The 17,911-nt window shown below is 66.7% G+C and carries 13 protein-coding genes, 2 tRNA genes and 1 riboswitch; of the genes, 2 read left to right on the top strand and 13 right to left on the bottom strand.

All coding sequences use genetic code 11. From position 1 onward, the window contains the following. Positions 1–371 precede the first annotated feature (371 nt). Positions 372–2,051, top strand: a complete 1,680-nt coding sequence (ilvD, locus tag ACYVAN_RS21930) for a dihydroxy-acid dehydratase (RefSeq protein WP_460962574.1) — start codon at positions 372–374, stop codon at positions 2,049–2,051. 62 nt (positions 2,052–2,113) lie between these two features. On the opposite strand, the gene ACYVAN_RS21925 is transcribed toward ilvD, so the two are convergent. The 10 genes from ACYVAN_RS21925 to ACYVAN_RS21880 all read right to left on the bottom strand — a co-directional run bounded on the left by ACYVAN_RS21925 (position 2,114) and on the right by ACYVAN_RS21880 (position 13,597). Beyond that, positions 2,114–3,187: a ribonucleotide-diphosphate reductase subunit beta gene (locus tag ACYVAN_RS21925; protein WP_460962572.1), complete on the bottom strand. Its 1,074-nt coding sequence runs from the start codon at positions 3,185–3,187 to the stop codon at positions 2,114–2,116. A 29-nt stretch (positions 3,188–3,216) separates the two neighbouring features. After that, positions 3,217–5,640 (bottom strand): ribonucleoside-diphosphate reductase subunit alpha, encoded by a 2,424-nt coding sequence (locus tag ACYVAN_RS21920; RefSeq protein WP_460962570.1) that lies wholly within the window; start codon positions 5,638–5,640, stop codon positions 3,217–3,219. Between the two features lie 120 nt (positions 5,641–5,760). Then, a riboswitch (cobalamin riboswitch) is annotated at positions 5,761–5,971 on the bottom strand. 143 nt (positions 5,972–6,114) lie between these two features. Continuing rightward, a complete protein-coding gene (locus ACYVAN_RS21915; RefSeq protein ID WP_460962568.1) occupies positions 6,115–7,038 on the bottom strand; it encodes an ABC transporter substrate-binding protein in 924 nt (307 codons plus the stop codon). Positions 7,039–7,208: 170 nt separating this feature from the next. Next, positions 7,209–7,817, bottom strand: a complete 609-nt coding sequence (locus ACYVAN_RS21910; protein WP_460962566.1) for a GTP-binding protein — start codon at positions 7,815–7,817, stop codon at positions 7,209–7,211. Next, on the bottom strand, positions 7,798–8,175 hold the full coding sequence (locus ACYVAN_RS21905) for a DUF742 domain-containing protein (protein WP_460962564.1): 378 nt from the start codon (positions 8,173–8,175) through the stop codon (positions 7,798–7,800). Before ACYVAN_RS21905 ends, ACYVAN_RS21910 begins: the two co-directional genes overlap by 20 nt. Next, positions 8,172–8,600 (bottom strand): roadblock/LC7 domain-containing protein, encoded by a 429-nt coding sequence (locus tag ACYVAN_RS21900; protein WP_460962562.1) that lies wholly within the window; start codon positions 8,598–8,600, stop codon positions 8,172–8,174. The genes ACYVAN_RS21905 and ACYVAN_RS21900 overlap by 4 nt, the downstream gene beginning before the upstream one ends. A gap of 4 nt (positions 8,601–8,604) precedes the next feature. Next, positions 8,605–11,127 (bottom strand): sensor histidine kinase, encoded by a 2,523-nt coding sequence (locus tag ACYVAN_RS21895; protein ID WP_460962560.1) that lies wholly within the window; start codon positions 11,125–11,127, stop codon positions 8,605–8,607. 747 nt (positions 11,128–11,874) lie between these two features. Continuing rightward, positions 11,875–12,813 carry an erythromycin esterase family protein gene (locus tag ACYVAN_RS21890; RefSeq protein WP_460962558.1) on the bottom strand — a complete coding sequence of 313 codons (939 nt, stop codon included), beginning with the start codon at positions 12,811–12,813 and terminating at the stop codon, positions 11,875–11,877. Then, positions 12,810–13,067, bottom strand: coding sequence for a hypothetical protein (locus ACYVAN_RS21885; RefSeq protein ID WP_460962556.1), 258 nt, complete (start codon positions 13,065–13,067; stop codon positions 12,810–12,812). The genes ACYVAN_RS21890 and ACYVAN_RS21885 overlap by 4 nt, the downstream gene beginning before the upstream one ends. A gap of 457 nt (positions 13,068–13,524) precedes the next feature. Further along, positions 13,525–13,597 (bottom strand) — tRNA-Lys (locus tag ACYVAN_RS21880). 316 nt (positions 13,598–13,913) lie between these two features. Between ACYVAN_RS21880 and ACYVAN_RS21875 the strand changes: the two genes are divergently transcribed. Next, positions 13,914–15,122, top strand: a complete 1,209-nt coding sequence (locus ACYVAN_RS21875) for a L,D-transpeptidase (RefSeq protein WP_460962554.1) — start codon at positions 13,914–13,916, stop codon at positions 15,120–15,122. Positions 15,123–15,260: 138 nt separating this feature from the next. Here ACYVAN_RS21875 and ACYVAN_RS21870 read toward each other — a convergent pair. From ACYVAN_RS21870 to ACYVAN_RS21860, 3 genes are all read right to left on the bottom strand, one after another. Then, positions 15,261–15,333, bottom strand: a tRNA-His gene (locus ACYVAN_RS21870). 119 nt (positions 15,334–15,452) lie between these two features. Further along, the gene (orn, locus tag ACYVAN_RS21865) at positions 15,453–16,097 is read right to left on the bottom strand and encodes an oligoribonuclease (protein WP_460962552.1); all 645 of its coding nucleotides are present in this window, start codon (positions 16,095–16,097) and stop codon (positions 15,453–15,455) included. A gap of 117 nt (positions 16,098–16,214) precedes the next feature. Continuing rightward, positions 16,215–17,765: an AMP-binding protein gene (locus ACYVAN_RS21860; RefSeq protein ID WP_460962550.1), complete on the bottom strand. Its 1,551-nt coding sequence runs from the start codon at positions 17,763–17,765 to the stop codon at positions 16,215–16,217. Positions 17,766–17,911 lie beyond the last annotated feature (146 nt).

The following is a 17,911-nucleotide window of genomic DNA, read 5'->3' as shown; positions in this document are numbered from 1 at the left end:
GCACTCGACAGGGTGTGGGAGAGTAGGACACCGCCGACCTTCACATAAAAAAGAAGGGTGGACGACCAAACCACGGTTTGGTCGTCCACCCTTCTTTTTGTGTTTGAGGCGCTGAACGACACCACCCCAACCCCGGGCCGGCACACCGCCACACCTCGACGCCTGGCAGTCCGGCGCCTGGCTGTGACGTCCGCTCGTGTTCGTCCCCGTGGGTGCACCGCCAGCAAGGACGCGTGCCGAAGGTAGGCATCGGCGATCAACCGCGTCCGCCCCGGCCGGCCGGTACCGGAACAACGGCCGGCCGAACTGTGCTCTCCACCCCTCCGGGGCCTAGAGTCGGGGCTGTGAGCACGCGTAACGGTAGCGAGAACGTGACATCTTCGAATATGAAGCCGCGCAGCACCGAAGTGACCGAAGGGCTGGAACGTACTGCGGCTCGCGGCATGCTGCGGGCATTGGGGATGAAGGGCGACGACTTCGCCAAACCTCAGATCGGTGTGGCTTCTTCCTGGAACGAGATCACCCCGTGCAACTTGTCTCTGCAGCGCCTGGCGCAGGCGAGCAAGGACGGTGTGCACGCTGGTGGTGGGTTCCCGATGGAGTTCGGGACCATCTCGGTCTCCGACGGCATTTCGATGGGCCACGTCGGAATGCACTATTCGCTGGTTTCCCGCGAGATCATCACCGATTCGGTGGAAACCGTGATGCAGGCAGAGCGACTGGACGGCTCGGTGTTGCTGGCGGGATGCGACAAGAGCCTCCCGGGAATGCTGATGGCTGCCGCACGCTTGGACCTCGCGTCGGTGTTCGTCTACGCGGGCTCGACCCTGCCCGGGAAGGTCGATGATCGGGAAGTGACGATCATCGACGCCTTCGAGGCGGTCGGAGCGTGCTCGCGCGGACTGATCAGCGAAGCCGAAGTGGAGCGCATCGAGCGCGCGATCTGTCCGGGCGAGGGCGCCTGCGGCGGGATGTACACCGCGAACACGATGGCATGTGCGGCGGAAGCGATGGGCATGTCGATGCCGGGTTCGGCGAGCCCGCCTTCGGTGGACCGGCGCCGTGATGCGGCAGCCCGGGACGCCGGAAATGCCGTCGTGGGCATGCTCGAACGGGGGCTGACCACGCGGGACATCCTGACGAAGGGTGCATTCGAGAACGCGATCGCGGTGACGATGGCGTTCGGTGGTTCCACCAACGCGGTGCTGCACCTGCTGGCGATCGCGCGGGAGGCCGAAGTCGAGCTGACGCTGGAGGACTTCAACCGGATCGGGGATCGCGTTCCGCACCTGGCGGACGTGAAGCCGTTCGGCAAGCACGTGATGGCCACGGTCGACCGGATCGGTGGTGTTCCGGTGGTGATGAAGGCCCTGCTGGACGCGGGCTTGATCCACGGCGACTGCATGACCGTGACCGGACGCACCGTCGCGGAGAACCTGGCGGAGCTGGCGCCGCCGGAACTCGACGGTGAGGTGGTCCGCAAGCTGGCGAATCCCCTGCATCCCACAGGTGGTTTGACGATCCTGCGTGGTTCGCTCGCCCCGGAGGGGGCCGTGGTCAAGAGCGCGGGCTTCGATTCGGAGAGCTTCGAGGGCACCGCCAGGGTGTTCGACGGCGAGCAGGGTGCGATGGACGCGGTCGAGGACGGCTCTCTGCAGGCGGGCGATGTCGTGGTGATCCGCTACGAGGGACCGCGTGGTGGGCCCGGCATGCGCGAGATGCTGGCCGTGACGGGGGCGATCAAGGGCGCCGGACTCGGCAAGGACGTCCTGCTGCTGACCGATGGCCGATTCTCGGGTGGCACGACGGGACTGTGCATCGGGCACGTCGCCCCGGAAGCCACCGACGGCGGACCGATCTCGTTCGTGCGGGACGGGGACCGGATCCGCTTGGACCTCAGCGCTCGGACGTTGGACCTGCTCGTCGACGACGAGGAGCTGGCTCGGCGCGCGGACGGCTGGGAGCCGCGCCTCTCGGAACACCGCAGTGGTGTACTCGGCAAGTACGCGCGGCTGGTCGGCTCGGCCGCGGAAGGGGCCGTCTGCGTGTGATTCCCGGGATCCGTGGCCGGGCGCCGGTGGGAGGAGGCACCCGGCCACGGAAGTGCGGAGGATCAGTCCCAGGCGAGCGAGGCGCCGGACTGGTACTCGGTGACGCGGGTCTCGAAGAAGTTCTTCTCCTTCTTCAGGTCGACGGCCTCCGACATCCAGGGGAACGGGTTCTCGGTTTCGCCGAAGACCGGTTCGAGGCCCAGTTGGCTGCAGCGGCGGTTGGTGATGAAGCGCATGTACTGCTCGCACAGTTCCGCGTTGAGGCCGAGCACACCGCGCGGCATGGTGTCTCGCCCGTAGTCGACCTCCAGCTCGCAGGCTTCGGTGAGCATCCGGCGGATGTCCTGCTGGAACTCGGTGGTCCACAGCCACGGATTTTCGACCTTGATCTGGTTGATGCAGTCGATGCCGAAGTTCAGGTGGATGGACTCGTCCCGAAGGATGTACTGGTACTGCTCGGCGATGCCGACCATCTTGTTCCGCCTGCCCAGCGACAGGATCTGCGCGAACCCGGTGTAGAACCACATCCCTTCGAAGATCACGTAGAAGGCGATGAGATCCCGCAGGAAGGCCTGGTCGGCTTCGGGGCCGCCGGTGGCGAATCCGGGGTCCTCCAGGGATTGCGTGTGGCGCAGCGCCCACGCGTCCTTGTCCGCGATGGACGGGACCTCTCGGTACATGTTGAACAGCTCGCCCTCGTCGAGGCCGAGGCTTTCACAGATGTACTGGAAGGTGTGGGTGTGCACTGCCTCTTCGAAGGCTTGTCGCAGCAGGTACTGGCGGCACTCCGGATTGGTGATGTGACGGTAGACCGCGAGCACGATGTTGTTGGCCACGAGCGATTCGGCGGTGGCGAAGAATCCCAGGTTGCGCTTGAGCATCAGGCGTTCGTCGTCGGTCAGCCCCTCTGGGGTCTTCCACAGCGCGATGTCGGCCTGCATGGAAACCTCGGTGGGCATCCAGTGGTTGTTGCAGCCCGCGAGGTACTTGTCCCACGCCCAGGAGTACTTCAGCGGGAGGAGTTGGTTGACGTCCGATCGTGAGTTGATCATCGCCTTGTCCGCGACGTCGACTCGACCGCCGCGGCGGTCGATGTCCTCGAGACCGGTGGGCACGGTGGGTTGGGATGTGGTCATGGTGGTGGTTCTCCCGGAAAGGTCGCGGGTCACTGGCAGGCTTCGCAGTCGTCGGGGGCGTCGACCGAGCAGGTGTCCGACTGCGCGGCCGAGACCGCGTTGAGCTTGCCGTCGGTACCGCGCAGGGTGCTCTTCTCCACGTGGGTCGCGCTGGTCGATCGCAGGTAGTAGGTGGTTTTGAGGCCCTTGCGCCACGCGAGCCGGTAGAGCTGGTCGAGTTTTCGGCCGCTCGGTTCGGCGAGGTACAGATTCAGCGACTGGGCCTGGTCGATCCACTTCTGCCTGCGCGCGGCGGCGTCCACCAGCCAGCGCGGTTCGATCTCGAAGGCGGTGGCGTAGAGCTCCTTGAGGTCGGAGGGGACCCGGTCGAGCTGGGCGAGGACGCCGTCGTGGAACTTGAGGTCGTCGATCATGTCGGTGTCCCAGATGCCGGCCCACTTGAGGTCGGCAACCAGGTACGGGTTGATCGTGGTGAAGTCACCGGACATGTTCGATTTCACGTACAGGTTGCGGTAGAGGGGTTCGATGGACTGGGCGACCCCGCAGATGTTGGAAATGGTCGCGGTGGGCGCGATCGCCATCACGTTGGAGTTGCGCATTCCGTTCCGGCGCACCTGCGCCCGCAGCGCCGACCAGTCCAGTGTGGACTCGGTGTTGAGGTCGGCAGTATCGTCCCTGGCGGCGTCGAGCAGCCCCAGTGAGTTGATCGGCAGGATGCCCTGGCTCCACAGTGAACCCTCGAACGTCTCGTACCGTCCTCGTTCGGCGGCCAGCTGGGCGGATGCCGAGATCGCGTCGTAGCTGATCCGTTCCATGCTGCGATCGGCGAACTCGACCGCTGCCGTGGACGACATCGGGATGCGCTGCTGGAACAGCGCGTCCGCGAAACCCATCAGGCCCAACCCGACGGGCCGATGCCGGAGGTTGGATCGGCGCGCTTCGGGGATCGTGTAGAAGTTGATGTCGATGACGTTGTCGAGCATGCGAACCGCGGTGCGGGTGGTGCGTCGCAGGCGTTCGTGATCGATGCCGTCGGCAGTGACGTGCTTGGCGAGGTTGATCGATCCGAGGTTGCACACCGCGACCTCTTCGGGACTGGTGTTGAGCGTGATCTCGGTGCACAGGTTCGAGGAGTGCACGACTCCCGCGTGTTGCTGGGGTGAACGCAGGTTGCACGGGTCCTTGAACGTGATCCACGGGTGGCCGGTCTCGAACAGCATGGTCAGCATCCGGCGCCACAGGTCCACCGCGTCGACCTTGCGGTGCACGCGGAGTTCGCCGCGTTCGGCCGCGGCTTCGTGTGCCCGGTAGCGCTCGGCGAACGCCTGGCCGTAGAGGTCGTGCAGATCGGTGACCTCGTCGGGGGAGAACAGGGTCCAGGTGCCGCCGGACTCGACGCGGCGCATGAACTCGTCGGGCACCCAGTTCGCGGTGTTCATGTCGTGGGTGCGCCGCCGGTCGTCTCCGGTGTTCTTGCGCAGGTCGAGGAATTCCTCGATGTCGATGTGCCAGGTTTCCAGGTAGGCGCACACCGCGCCTTTGCGTTTGCCGCCCTGGTTGACCGCGACCGCCGTGTCGTTGGCGACCTTCAGGAACGGTACGACGCCTTGGGACCGGCCGTTGGTGCCGTTGATGTGGGAGCCGATTCCGCGGACCGGTGTCCAGTCGTTGCCCAGGCCGCCCGCGTACTTCGACAGCAGTGCGTTGTTGCCGATCGAGTGGAAGATCCCGTGCAGGTCGTCGTCCACTGTGGTCAGAAAGCAGGACGACAGTTGCGGTCGGGTGGTGCCCGCGTTGAACAGGGTCGGTGTCGAGCACATGAAGTCGAACGACGAGAGCAGGCGGTAGAACTCGATCGCCCGCGTCTCGGGGGCGTTCTCGTTCAGGGCCAGACCCATGGCCACGCGCATGAAGAACGCCTGCGGCAGTTCGAAACGGGTCCCGTCGTGGTGCAGCAAGTACCGGTCGTAGAGGGTTTGCACCCCGAGGAAGTCGAAGGACAGGTCCCGGTCGGCGTCGAGCGCCGCACCGAGCCGTTCGAGGTCGAAGTCGGCGAGCCGCGGGTCGAGTTGCTGCAGCTGGACCCCGCGTCGCACGTAGTTCCGGAAGTAGCCGGGGTAGTGCTCCCGCATCTGTTCCTGGTCGGCCTCGGTGGCGGTTCCGGCCAGGTAGCTCAGGGCTTCGCCACGGAGGTTGTCGAGCACCAATCTGGCGGTGACGGAGGAGTAGCCGGGTTCGGCTTCGACGAGGGTCCGTGCCGCCATGACCTGGGCGAGGGCGAGTTCGTGCCTGTCGATGCCGTCGTAGGTGTTGCGGTGCACCTCGCGCAGCACTGCTTCGGGGGAGACGTCGTCGATGCCCTCGCACGCCTGCCGGACCACGGTGGCGACCCGGTTCCAGTCGGTGTCCGGCAGCGTGGCGGTGTTCGTGTTCGTGTGTGGCGTGCCGGTCACGGCGCTTCTCCTCGCGAGTTCGAAGAACGCGGGAGAGCACGTGCTGGAGACGTCGGTGACGCGGTGCGCTGCCGATCGTCCGAGCAGACCCACCCGCGAGGTCCCGGACAGCGCGCACTTGCGATGCGCGCACCGATGGCAGGTCTTCGGACTCACGGGCGCGCCGGCTGTTGCCGGTTCCTACTGGTCGTGGCTTCCCGGACGGTTCGCCCAGTGCCTTCGTACGACGGTCGTTCCCGTTCACCGCTGCGGGGCAGTCCCGGATTCGCACCGGGTTCCCTGTTGTCACACCGGTGCGGGGCACCGATGAACCATCAGCAAGCGACACACTACATGTTGGGTCTGCGATCCCAATCAGGGTCCAGATGGCGCGCCGGATTGCGCTGTTTCGGCTGTGGAGCACCTTCGTCGCGCCCGCCGAACCAAAAGCGCCGGGCATCCAACACGGAGTGCCCGGCGCTCTCGGTCGGTGGATCAGGAGTTGCCGACGATCTTCTCCAGGTCGTCGAGGACGAGGTTGGCGCCGAGCGGCCCGAGGCCGAGGAACCACCGGTCGTCGGACACCTCGAAGGCCTTGTTGTCGCGCACTGCTCCGAGGTTGGACCACTGGGAGCTGGCGACGAGCTCGTCCTGCCGCTGCTTGGCGGCCGAGCCGTACGAGCTGTAGAAGAGCAGGTCGCCATCGGCCTGGCCGATCTGTTCACGGCTGATCTCCGTGAAGGTCTTGTCGATCCGCTGGTTCGCGGGCCTGCTGAAGCCGACATCCTTGAGGATGGTGCCGATGAACGAGCCCTCGCCGTAGAGGCGCATCGTGCCGTCGCCCGAGGTGGTGCGCAGTGCGCTGACCTCGGTTTCAGCCGGATTTCCGACCTTCTTGCCGATCTCGGCCGCCCGCTTCTTGTAGTCGGCCAGGATCTTCTCGCCCTCGGCCTTCTTGCCGAGAGCCTCGGCGTTGAGCAGGAAGTTCTCCTTCCACGGTTCACCGACGGTCTCGGCGAAGACGGTGGGCGCGATGGCGCTGAGCTGCTCGTACTTGTCTTCGTCCCGGACCTTGCTGCTCAGGATGAGATCGGGTTCGAGCTGAGTGATCTTCTCCAGGTTCGGTGACCCGATGGTGCCGACCGTCGGCACTCCCTTGGTCTTCTCCGCGAGGTAGGGCTGCAGGGAGTTCGTGGCGTCCGGAGCAACGGCCCCGACCGGTTTGACCCCCAGCGCGAGGACCGAGTCGAGCTCGCCGGTGTCGAGGACGACCACGCGCTTGGGTTCTTCGCTGACGGTGGTCTCACCCATGGCATGGGTGACGACGCGCTCGCCTTCCTGCGGGGAGTCGCCCGACGTGCCCGGGTCCGACGCGCCACATGCGGCGGTGGCGACCAGCGTGCAGGCCGTGGCTGCCATGGCCAGAAGTCTGCGGGGGCGAGACATGTAACTCCTCGGTTCGGTTCGGATCACTCTTCCTGGCGCGCAACCAGCACGCCGGGAAGGTTTGGGGAGCCTAACCTAAATTGATTCGATCAGGCTAGAGGAGTTCACCGGTGTGAAGCGAAACACGATCAGACCAGCGGGAGCTACCCCACGACCTCCGGCAGTTCCCCCGCGCCCGCCAGCACGTGTTCGATCAGTTCGACCAACACCGCCCGGCTGAACGCGCGTTCGCGAACATCGCCGACCAGGACCGGGGCCGCCCCGTTGAGATCGAGTGCCCGGCGGATCTCATCCGGTGCGTACTCGGCGGAGTCCGCGAAGTGATTGACCGCGACCACGAACGGGATGCCCCGGTGCTCGAAGAAGTCGATGGACGGGAAGCCGTCGTTCAAACGCCGGGTGTCGAGGACCACGACCGCGCCGAGGGCACCGGAGGAGAGCTCGTCCCACATGAACCAGAAGCGGTTCTGGCCGGGCATGCCGAACAGGTAGAGCACGACGTCCGGATTGATGGTGATACGACCGAAGTCCAACGCGACCGTGGTCGTCTCCTTGGACTCGACCCCTTCGAGATCGTCGATTCCCAGACCCGCTTCGGTGAGCACTTCCTCCGTGCGCAGCGGCGCGATCTCGCTCACCGAGTCGACCAACGTCGTCTTGCCCGCGCCGAAACCGCCCGCGATCAGAATTTTGACCGCGGTGGGGAATCGGACGGGGGTGTCGTCGCCCGGTTCAGAGCTTTCGAATTCCATCCAGTACCGCCTGCAGCAATGTCCGGTCCGGCGTCGGAGCCACCGGCGTGATCGGCGGACGCACGATGACGGCGCCCTCGTGCATGAGATCACCCAGCAGAACCCGCGCTACCACCAGCGGTACGTTGAGCCCGCCTGCCACCTCCGCGACCGAGACCGGACGCTTGCACAGGCCGACCACCCGCTCGTGATCGGCGGAGAGTCCGACCGCCGGATCGACCGGCCGGGTGGAGACGACCATCGTGATGAGATCGAGCTGGTGCTCACCGGCGCGAGTACGTCCCCTGGTCATCGCGTAGGGACGGACGAGCGGGCCGGCATCCTCGTCGGTCCACGGACGCTCGTCTTCGACGGTCACGTCGTCGATACCCGACCGTGCGAGTCCGAGTCGGCTCTCGGCGTGGCTCGCACGGAGTTGCCCACCTGTTTGACGAGGAGGTTCATCTCGTAGGCGATCTGGCCCACGTCGGCATCCTCGTCCGAAACCACGGCCAGGCACGAGCCTCGGCCCGCGGCCGTGACGAACAGGAAGGCGTGGTCCATCTCGACGATCGTCTGGCGGACCTGCCCACCGCCGAAGTGCCGCCCCGTCCCGCGCGCGAGGCTCTGGAACGCCGAGGCCATCGCGGCCAGGTGGTCACCGTCCTCATCGGACATGGCTTGCGACCGGCCGACGAGCAAGCCGTCCGCCGACAGCACGATCGCGTGCCGCGCTCTGTCGACCCGTTCGACCATGTCTTCCAGCAGCCAGTTCAGGTCGTTGGGTGTGCTTGCTTGCTCCACTGGCTCAATCCTCACTGTCCGTGGCGATGTTGGGTTTTCCCCGACGAGGCAGGCTCTCCTCGGCACGAGCCCGTTCAGTCGACCGCTGGAAGGACGCCATCAGGCGGCGGATCTCGTCGGCGGATCGTCCGGGAGCCGACTCTTCCGCGTCGGCCGTGGTGGTCGTCGCGCCGCCGCGAAGTTGGGGGGCGAGGCTGGCTTGTCTGTGCCTGCGCGGTAGCGACGGGCGCGGATCCTCCGGCGGTTCGGCGTCGGGCCAGCGCACGTCGTCACCTGTGGTGTCAGCCGGTGTTCGGGTCGGCCACTGCTCGTGCGCGGGGATACCGCCGTGTCCGTCGCTTCCACCGGAGAGGCGGAGGAGGACCGGTTCGGTGATCCGGTCGTCGAACGCTGTGATGATCCCCGCGAACTCCTCGGCCGGTTCGTCCCGGAACGCGAGCAACTCCGCGGGATCTGCCGTCGCGGAGAGAACGGGCGTCTCCGCTGCGCGGTGGTCCGGTATCGAGGCGGATCCGGGTGCCTGGTCATCCGCGGCCGGACCGGCCGGACCGGCCGGAGCGGTGGGGACGGGGTCGAGCTCGTCGGTGTCCCCGTTCGCCGGCGGTTCGGGCACGGACACGGTCAGTTCGTTCGGCAGCAGTACCACCGCCCGGGTGCCGCCATAAGCGGAAGTGCGGAGTTCGACCCCGATCCCGTGCTTGGCTGCCAGCCTCGCGACAACGAACAGCCCGAGCCGGGTGTCGTCGCGCAGCGCCATGGCATCGAATTCGGGTGGCGCGTCGAACATGGCGTTCGCGGCGTTGCGTTCCGGTTCATCCATTCCCGGACCGTGGTCTTCGACCTCGATGGCGACACCCTTGGCCACGGTCTGGCTCAGCACGGTGACCTGCGAGTGCTGTGGTGAGAACGCGGTCGCGTTGTCGATCAATTCGGCGATCAGGTGCACGGTGTCGGCCACTGCCGCGCCTACCAGCGCGACGTGAGCGATCCGTTCTGTGCGCACTCGCGCGTAGTGCTTGGTTTCGGCGATCGCGCTGCCGACCACGTCGGCCAGGTCGATCGGCTTGCTCCACTTCCGCCCGGGCCGCTCCCCACCGAGAATGATGAGGTTCTCCGCGTTGCGGCGCGCGCGGGTCGCCAGGTGGTCGAGCTGGAAGAGCTTCTCCATCCGCCCGGGGTCTTCCTCCTGGCGTTCCAGTTCGTCGAGCAGTTGCAGCTGCCGGTGCATGAGGGTTTGGCTGCGATGCGCGATGCCCAGGAAGACGTGGTTGGCGCCGTCCTTGGCGTGGGCTTCGCGCACGGCAGCGGCTATCGCGGTCCGCTGCGCCGCGTTGAAGGCGTCGGCGACCAGGCCGATCTCGTCCTTGCCGTGGTCGAGCCAGCCGATTTCGGACTCGACCTCCACCAGTTCGCCTCGGCGCAGGCGTTCGACGATCTCGGGGAGCCGGGTATCGGCGAGGTCGAGGGTGTCCTGTTGCAGAGCGACCAGTCGGGTGGCGATCCGGCGTGCCACCCGCGCGGCGGCGAGGATCGCCGTGGCGACCGCGACCAGCGTGACCAGACTCCCGACGATCGAAGCCACCAGCTTGTCGTTGCCGTCCTGCAGGGCGAGATCGGACGCGTGCTCGGCCTGGTTCACGGTGAGCCCGGTCAGTTCGTCGGCGACCTGCCGGGTGGTGTTCAGCCACTCCTGCTCGGTGAACGGGAGTTCGGGGGCGACCGCCCACTCGCCTTCGCCGATCAGCAGGTCTTCCCATTCGACGAGGCGTTTCCAAGCCGGGCTCGCCACGAGCTCCCGGTAGCGTTCTCGCACGTGCGGAGGTGCGTCCTCGGCGGTCGATTCGAGATCGCGGTGGTAGGCGCCGACGGCGCGGGCGTACTCGGCGTGGGTTCGCGCGGTGAATTCACCGGTGCTCATGCCGGTGGAGACCAACGATGCCGATCGGAACATCCGGTCGGAGGAACCGAAGAGCCGGTTCGCCAGCAGCCCGTTCTGCCCGGCCGTCGGGTCGGGAACGGTGCGCGCCTGGGTTTCGAAGAGCTCGGACCCGGTCCGTATGAGTTCGTCGTAGTCCGCGTGGACGTGTTCCTCGCCGGCCTGCCGTGAGTCGATCCGGCTGCGGACGGCGGGCAGCTCGGCGACGGCTCGGTCGAGCGCGCGCATCCGTGTCCGGACGTCCGCGGGGGACCCTTCGACCAGCGAACCGGTGGCCGCGCGCAGTTTCGCCAGCGACCGGTCGGTGCGTTCGCGCCGACGGTCCAGCTCGGCGCGGTCGAGCTCCGGACGGTCGAGGTACCGCAGGCTGAGGGCACGTTCGTGCTGTGCGGACGCGAGGAGTTCCATCGCGGGTATCGACACGTTGCGGATGCCGAGCGCCGCCGACCGCAGGTGGAGCCCGTCGTAGACGGTCACGGTGCTGATCAACAGCCACAGCACGATCAGTACCGCGCTGGGGATCAGGACGACGCGGGTCAGTCTCCGGTTGATGTCGCGATGGTTCCTTGGACCATCGTCCGCCTTCTTCACAGCGCTCCACTGGGTCGCAGTTCGCTTTGAATCGCGTCGATCGGCGGGCCGCGGGCGCTGTGCTGCGCCCGCGGCCCGCCGGGTCGAACATGCCGATCGAGAATTCGGCCGTGGCCGAGGAGAGGGTTGATCAGGTCACCGAATCGCCCGCCGGGTGTCGCGCATCGAACCCGATGCGGTCGTTGCGTACGGGCGCAGGGGCCAACCGCCGAATAACGAACAACTGTGGCTCATTTCATCACGTTACGTGAGAACGTATATCGCAAGCGTGACAGCGAGCCGAAGGCTAGCACGCGGGCGAGTGACGCGTCCCCACTCAGTGAATGGTTCCTGCCGGGATGGAGCAGCGCGGGCGGCCCCGGGTGGGGGAACCTGGCCCCGATTCTCGCCGAACGGTCCGCGGTGGAGCGATGCCCGTTCGCGAATCGGACCGAGGTGCTGTTCGAGCCCGCTTCGTTGCGTTCGGTTCCTCGCCCGGGGCATGGACATCGGCGCTCCTTCGCTCGGATCGGGTTCGATGTGCAGCGGGACCATAGCGGGACAGCGGGTTCGGCGAGGCGAAATCGTGTCGCTGTCCCGCGACGGCACCAATCCGCCGTCCGATTCGAGCGGATCGCGCAGCCTGGCGTGGCGGTGTGCTGAGCGGGCCGGGTGTCACGGGTGCGTGCTCGCTCGCTTCGCCGTGTCCGGTCGGGGTTCCCCGGTTCCGTGGGCTGCGGCTTCGGTGGCGCCGACTCGGTCGTCGGGTCAGCGGGTTGGTCGCGCTCGGGTCAGCGGGCTGGTCGCGGTGATCCGCGGCGCGTGGACCAGGACGTCTACGGATTCGGCCAGTGGGCCGGCGTCCACGCGGAAGTCGCGATCACGCGCGGCGTCGTAGTGCGGCCCGATCATCCGGGTGCGCAACGGCCGGTGCAGCCATTCGGCCACCGACGGCGAAACCCGGCTCGACGAGTCCACTTCCAGCATCGTGACGTCGTGGGGCGCATCGGCGAACACGTCCTCGACGAAGTCGTGCGGCGGTGGTGGGATGGCGAACGGGGCGAGTCCCGAGCCGATGGTGAGCGCGGCGACGCCGTACGCCGAGCCGAGCTCGGCTCGCATGATGCCGCCTGCGTTGCGATGGGTTTCGTCCGGCGGGACCGTGCGCGGGTCGCCGTTGACGAGGTGTGCCGTGCCGCCCCAGTGCACGATTCGTTGTCCGGTTTCCGAGTGCCAAGCGAGATCCGACCGAGCCAGGTCGGCTTCGATCTCCGCGAGGTTGGCGGGAGGTGTGGGGGGAGTGCGGTCGTGCACGATCGAAACCGGATCGTCCGGATGCTCTTCGGTCCAGGTGCGCAGCCACCGCACGACGTCCACGGCCTCGTGCACCCGCAGGAAACTCTGGCAGGCGGCGAGCAGTGCGGCCGGGTCGCCGTCGCCGGTTCGGACGTATCGGTCGAGCGCGGCGGCGGTCTCGTTGCTTCCCTCGATGGTCACCGCGCGAAAGCCCGCCTGTTCGACGAGTGCGCGGAGCAGAACATGGGTCGAGACGACGAGTTCCCGAGCCGAACGCACCGACGAGGCCAGGCCGACCACCTCGGCCCGCGACAGCGATTCGGGCAGCGCGATCGGTGAACTCGACGGCTCGAGCGGGAGTGGCCGCATCCGCGTCGCCACCCAGTCCCGGAACTCGGCCGAGGCGGTCATGCTGCCACCTCCGCGATCGGGGCGCCCTGCGCGGCGGCAATGAGTTGACGATGGATGCTCCACAGCTCGCCGAAGCCGGTCAGGGGCTCGCCGTGTGGGCTGCCCCACACCGTGTTCGCGGCGACGGATCGGTCGTGGGCGGTCCCGGTGTCGAGGCCTGCCTGGAGCTCGGCGACGAAGTTCTCGACCGCTCCCTCGCCGGTGTTCTGAGTTGTCGGGTCGTCCAAGTTCGGTCGCACCTGATTCGGGGTCATGCTCTTCTCCTCGATCGACGTCCGCCGACACTAAGACTTCTAGTTAAGTAGAGGTCAATGTCCGTGTCGCATAGCGCGGTGCCGATGCGGCAGGACGTGGGAAACGGGCTTTTCGGGCGGCCTCGTTGGCCATCCACCCACTTCGGGTGATTTCCGTCATTTTCGTGGGGCGGGCGGGATTCTCGTGGGTGATCTCGCGCATGTTCCAGGAGAGGTTGCGCCGCACTCCGCTTCCGCATGGAAGGTGGTCGGCAGCGGCAAGGTGCTCACCGGCGTCGCTGACCCGCGATGCGCGGCGGGGCGTGAGGTGCTGAGCAGAGATGTGGCAGAACGAGAAGCCGTGCTTGCCTGGAACCGCGTTTAGCCGGAAACGACGATCGGCGCTGATTCGCCGGTCCGAACGGATTGCGAACAAAAGAATCCGGGACGGCGAACATGCCGTCCCGGATTCTTATTGTGCGCCAACAGGGACTCGAACCCCGAACCCACTGATTAAGAGTCAGTTGCTCTACCACTTGAGCTATTGGCGCTTGTGTCTTCCGAGGTTTCGATCCGAAAACCCTGTCTTTCTGGTTTCCTTCTCGCTCTCCCCGGCGACATGGAAAACATTAGCACAGCATCCGGGGGGCGCGATTGAAGGGGGGTCCCCTATCGGTCTCGGCACGCGGTCCCTCAAGTCCGCGCCGCCCGCCGAGCAACCCCGGCGGGGGTGGTCGCGTCTCCCGAGGAGAACATGCGCAATCAGTGACCCTGCGTGAGGAGCATGGCGAAATACGCACGGTCGGGGGTTTGTTGCACACTGTTCTCAGGCGGATTTTTGAGATCGATTCGAACGGACTGTCGCCCATGAAGGTGCTAGGTAACTCTGTCGGGCGTCCGGCGGGGCTCGTTTCCCGTTTGCTGGCGCTCGCGGTGTTCGGCTTGGTCAGCGTGCTGTTGGTGAGCTGTGGCGGCGCGGGAACCGGTTCCGACGGAGGCGAAGGAGCCGCGGCGGAACAGGGCGCGCCGTCGATCAAGCTCGATCCCGCGGACGGCAGCGAGGACGTTTCCCCGCTGGACGCGATCAAGGCGACCGTCGACAACGGCGAGATCACCGAAGCGGTTTTGACCAATGAGCAGGATGAAGAAGTCAAAACCGAGATCTCCCAGGATGGTTCCACCTGGGAGATCGCCGAACCGCTCGGCTATGGCAAGACCTACACGGCCAGCGTCACCGCCGAGGGCGACAACTCGAAGTCGACCAAGCGGGAAGCGACGTTCACTACGGTCGAACCCAAGCACAAGACCTACGTCTCGATGAACCCGCTCGACGGTCAGACCGTGGGCGTGGGCCAGCCTCTGGCGTTCTACTTCAGTTCCGATTCGCCCGCCCCGGACAAGGAGCGCGCCGAGGAAGCGATCCGGATCAAGACCGATCCCCAGGTCGAAGGCGCCTTCTACTGGTTCGACGATCGCGAGGTGCACTGGCGGCCGAAGGAGTACTGGGAACCCGGTACCAAGGTGACCGTCGACATCGACGTCTACGGCAAGAAGCTGGGCGAAGGCCTCTACGGCGAGGAGGACCGGGAGGCGACCATCACGATCGGCGACTCGGTGGTTCTCCGCGCGGACGGAGCCAGCCACCAGATGAGCGTTGAGGTCAACGGATCAGTGCAGCGCACGATCCCGGTCGCGCTCGGTAAGCCGGACTTCCCGTCCAACAATGGTGCCCACGTCGTCACCGAGCACCATGAGAAGTACCTGATGGACTCGACGACCTACGGTTTGCCGCTGGACGACGGCGGATACAAGACCGAGGTCAAGTGGGCGGTGCGGATATCCAACGGCGGTGAGTTCTTGCACGCCGCCCCGTGGGCGGCGGGCGACCTGGGCAACCGCAATGTCAGCCACGGATGCATCAACATGACCGACGCGGACGCCAAATGGGTCTTCGACCTGCTGAAGAAGGGCGACGTCGTGGAGGTTACCAACTCCGGCGGTCCGGACCTGCGTTCGTGGGACGGATTCGGGGACTGGCAGGTCCCGTGGAGCGAGTGGGTGCAGGGCAACAAGTGACCCGCTGAGCGGGCGGGCGCCTTCCGGGATTCCCAGGGCCCGCCCGCTCGTCGGTCGTGGAAAACCCCGCGGGCCCGTGGACAGCCCTTGAAAAGCGAAATGGCCCCGTTCGCGAAGAACGGGGCCAATTCGTGTCCGGGTGAGTGACGGGATTCGAACCCGCGACTCCTGGGACCACAACCCAGTGCTCTACCTACTGAGCTACACCCACCGTGGCTACCGGAGATCAGACTTTCGCCGTCGCTCTCCGATGCAACGCCCATATCTTAGCGTGCCCGTTCGGGGGCTTTGACACCGGCTCCACCAATGGGGTCTCCGAAGGCGTCCCACTTACTCTGATCGCTGCTCACGGGCCTTCTGGGTGCCACCGATCTCCGCTCCTTCGAGGAGTTCGGCCGCGACCGCCTGCGCCTGTTCGCTGGTGGGGCCCGGCTGCGGGACGAACGCGGTCCGCCGGTAGTAGGACAGCTCTCGGATGGATTCGTGGACGTCGGCCAGCGCCCGGTGCGCCAGCCCCTTGTCGGGCTGCGCGTAGTAAATACGCGGGAACCAACGCCTGCAGAGTTCCTTGATGGAGGAGACGTCGACCATGCGGTAGTGCAGGTGCGCGTCGAGGGTGGGCATGTCCCGGGCGATGAATCCGCGGTCGGTCGCGATCGAGTTACCTGCCAACGGAGCGGACCGGCCGTCGGGGACGTGTTGCCGGATGTGGTCGAGCACTTGCTGCTCGGCTTCGGCCAGGCTCACCGGGGAGCTTCGCACTTCCTCGGTCAACCCGGAGCGTTCGTGCATCTCGCGCACCACGTCCGGCATCGCGGCGAGAGCCTCGTCCTCGGCGTGGATGACGATGTCCACGCCTTCTCCGAGGATGTTCAGGTCGGCATCGGTGACCAGGGCGGCGATCTCGATCAGCGCGTCGTTGCCGAGATCGAGGCCGGTCATTTCGCAGTCGATCCACACTAGACGGTCGTTCACCTCTAGGAGCCTAACGCGCGTGCCACGGCGGACCGAATCCCGTCGCCGGACGTGTGCGCCATCCGTGCCCGAGCCAGCACGAGTGGCGCACACGTCTCGCGGAGGCCGCCGTGGGGCTCACGTGTCGGGAAGGTGCGGGTGCAGTTCGTGGGGCACGACCTTGCCCGTCGCGTTTCGCGGCAGTTCAGTGAGGAAGATCACATCTCGGGGAAGAGCGAACTTGGCGAGCTTCGGCTTGATCCGATCACGGAGAGTCGCGGAATCGAGGTCGCTCTCCTCGTGCAGAACGACGAATGCGGCCAGGCGCTGTCCGAACTCCTGATCGTCCACCCCGATCACCGCGACCTCCGAGACGTGGGAGAGCGCCGCGATCGCGTCCTCGGTTTCCTTCGGGTAGACGTTCTCTCCCCCGGAGACGATCATGTCGTCTTCACGTCCCACGACGAACAGCTTGCCCGTGGTGTCGAACCGGCCCAGATCTCCGGTCGCCAGCAGCCCCTCCGAGTCACGCGCGGTGGTCCGCGCACCGTTCGTGTAGCCCTCGAAGAGCATGTCGTTGCCGACCATGATGCGGCCGGTCGTGCCGGTGGGCACCGGCACGTCCTGGTCGTCGACGATGCGGAGGACCGTGCCGTAGGGCGCTCGTCCGGCGGTTCCGGGTGCGTGTCGCAGTTCCTGGGGCGTCGCGATGCTGGCCCAGGACACTTCGGTCGAGCCGTAGAAGTTGTAGAGGACCGGCCCGAAGGCGCCCAGGAACCGCTCGCTGACCCCCGCGGGCAACGCCGAACCGCTGCAAGCCACGATGCGCAGCGAACTCAGGTCATAGGGGGACCGCACTTCCGCGGGCAGGTCCAGGATGCGCTGGAGCATGACGGGAACCGCGAACATCGACGTGCAGCGGTGCCGTTGGAGGGTCGCGAGCGTCGGTTGGGGCTCGAACTTGCGGTGCAGCACCAGGGTCGCTCCGAGGACGGCACCGAGTTGGAAGGCGGCGATGCCCCAGGTGTGGAACAGCGGTGCGCAGATCAGCATCCGCTCACCGCTGCGCAGTGGCACGCGGGACAAGATCGTGGCGGCAGGTGTCAAGCCGGCCGGATCGGGTCTGGTCGCTCCCTTGGGGGCACCGGTGGTGCCCGAGGTGAGGACGATGAACCTGCTGTGTCGCGGGCGCCGGGGCAGGCTCCGGTTGGGCGAGCTGCCGATGAGGTGTTCCACCGTGGCGTGCCGGGTGGTGCCCTCGGTCCAGGCCAGCACGATCGACACGCCGTCGGGTAGGGCGTCGATGTGGTGGCTGAATTCCACGTCCACGACAAGCAGGTCGACGCGCTGCTCGGTGACCACCTCGGCCAGTCGGGAGGTGTTCAGGCCGGTGTTGAGCAGCACGACGTCGGTACCGAGCTTGCCGCAGGCGACGATGGCCTCGAGCGGGACGTGGTGGTTGCGGCACAGCACGCCGACTCTGCTCTCGCGGCTGATTCCGCGTGCGCGCAGTCCGTGGGCGAGGCGGGTGGTGCGCTGGTCCACCTCGGCGTAACTCAGGGCCCCGCGTTCGCCGATCACGGCGGGCCGGTCGGGATGTCGGATGGCCCCGGTCGCGTAGCCGAACGGGATCGTGGTGCCCCAACGGAGCCAGGCCAGGCCGATGCGCAGTAGCTTGTCCGGGCGCATCGGGCGAAGGACGCCCTGGCGGATCAGGACGGCCACGGTGTGTGCGCCGGGGGCCCAGCTCCGAACGTATTGCCGTGCTCGGTGCAAGACCGATCTCGTGACTTCCCGCAGTCGGCCGACGCCCGGCCCGTGCATGTTCACGTGTC

It is taken from the genome of Parasphingorhabdus pacifica (assembly GCF_054779195.1).
The sequence above is the reverse complement of the archived record's forward strand: the minus strand, read 5'-3'. Positions and strand labels throughout refer to the sequence as shown.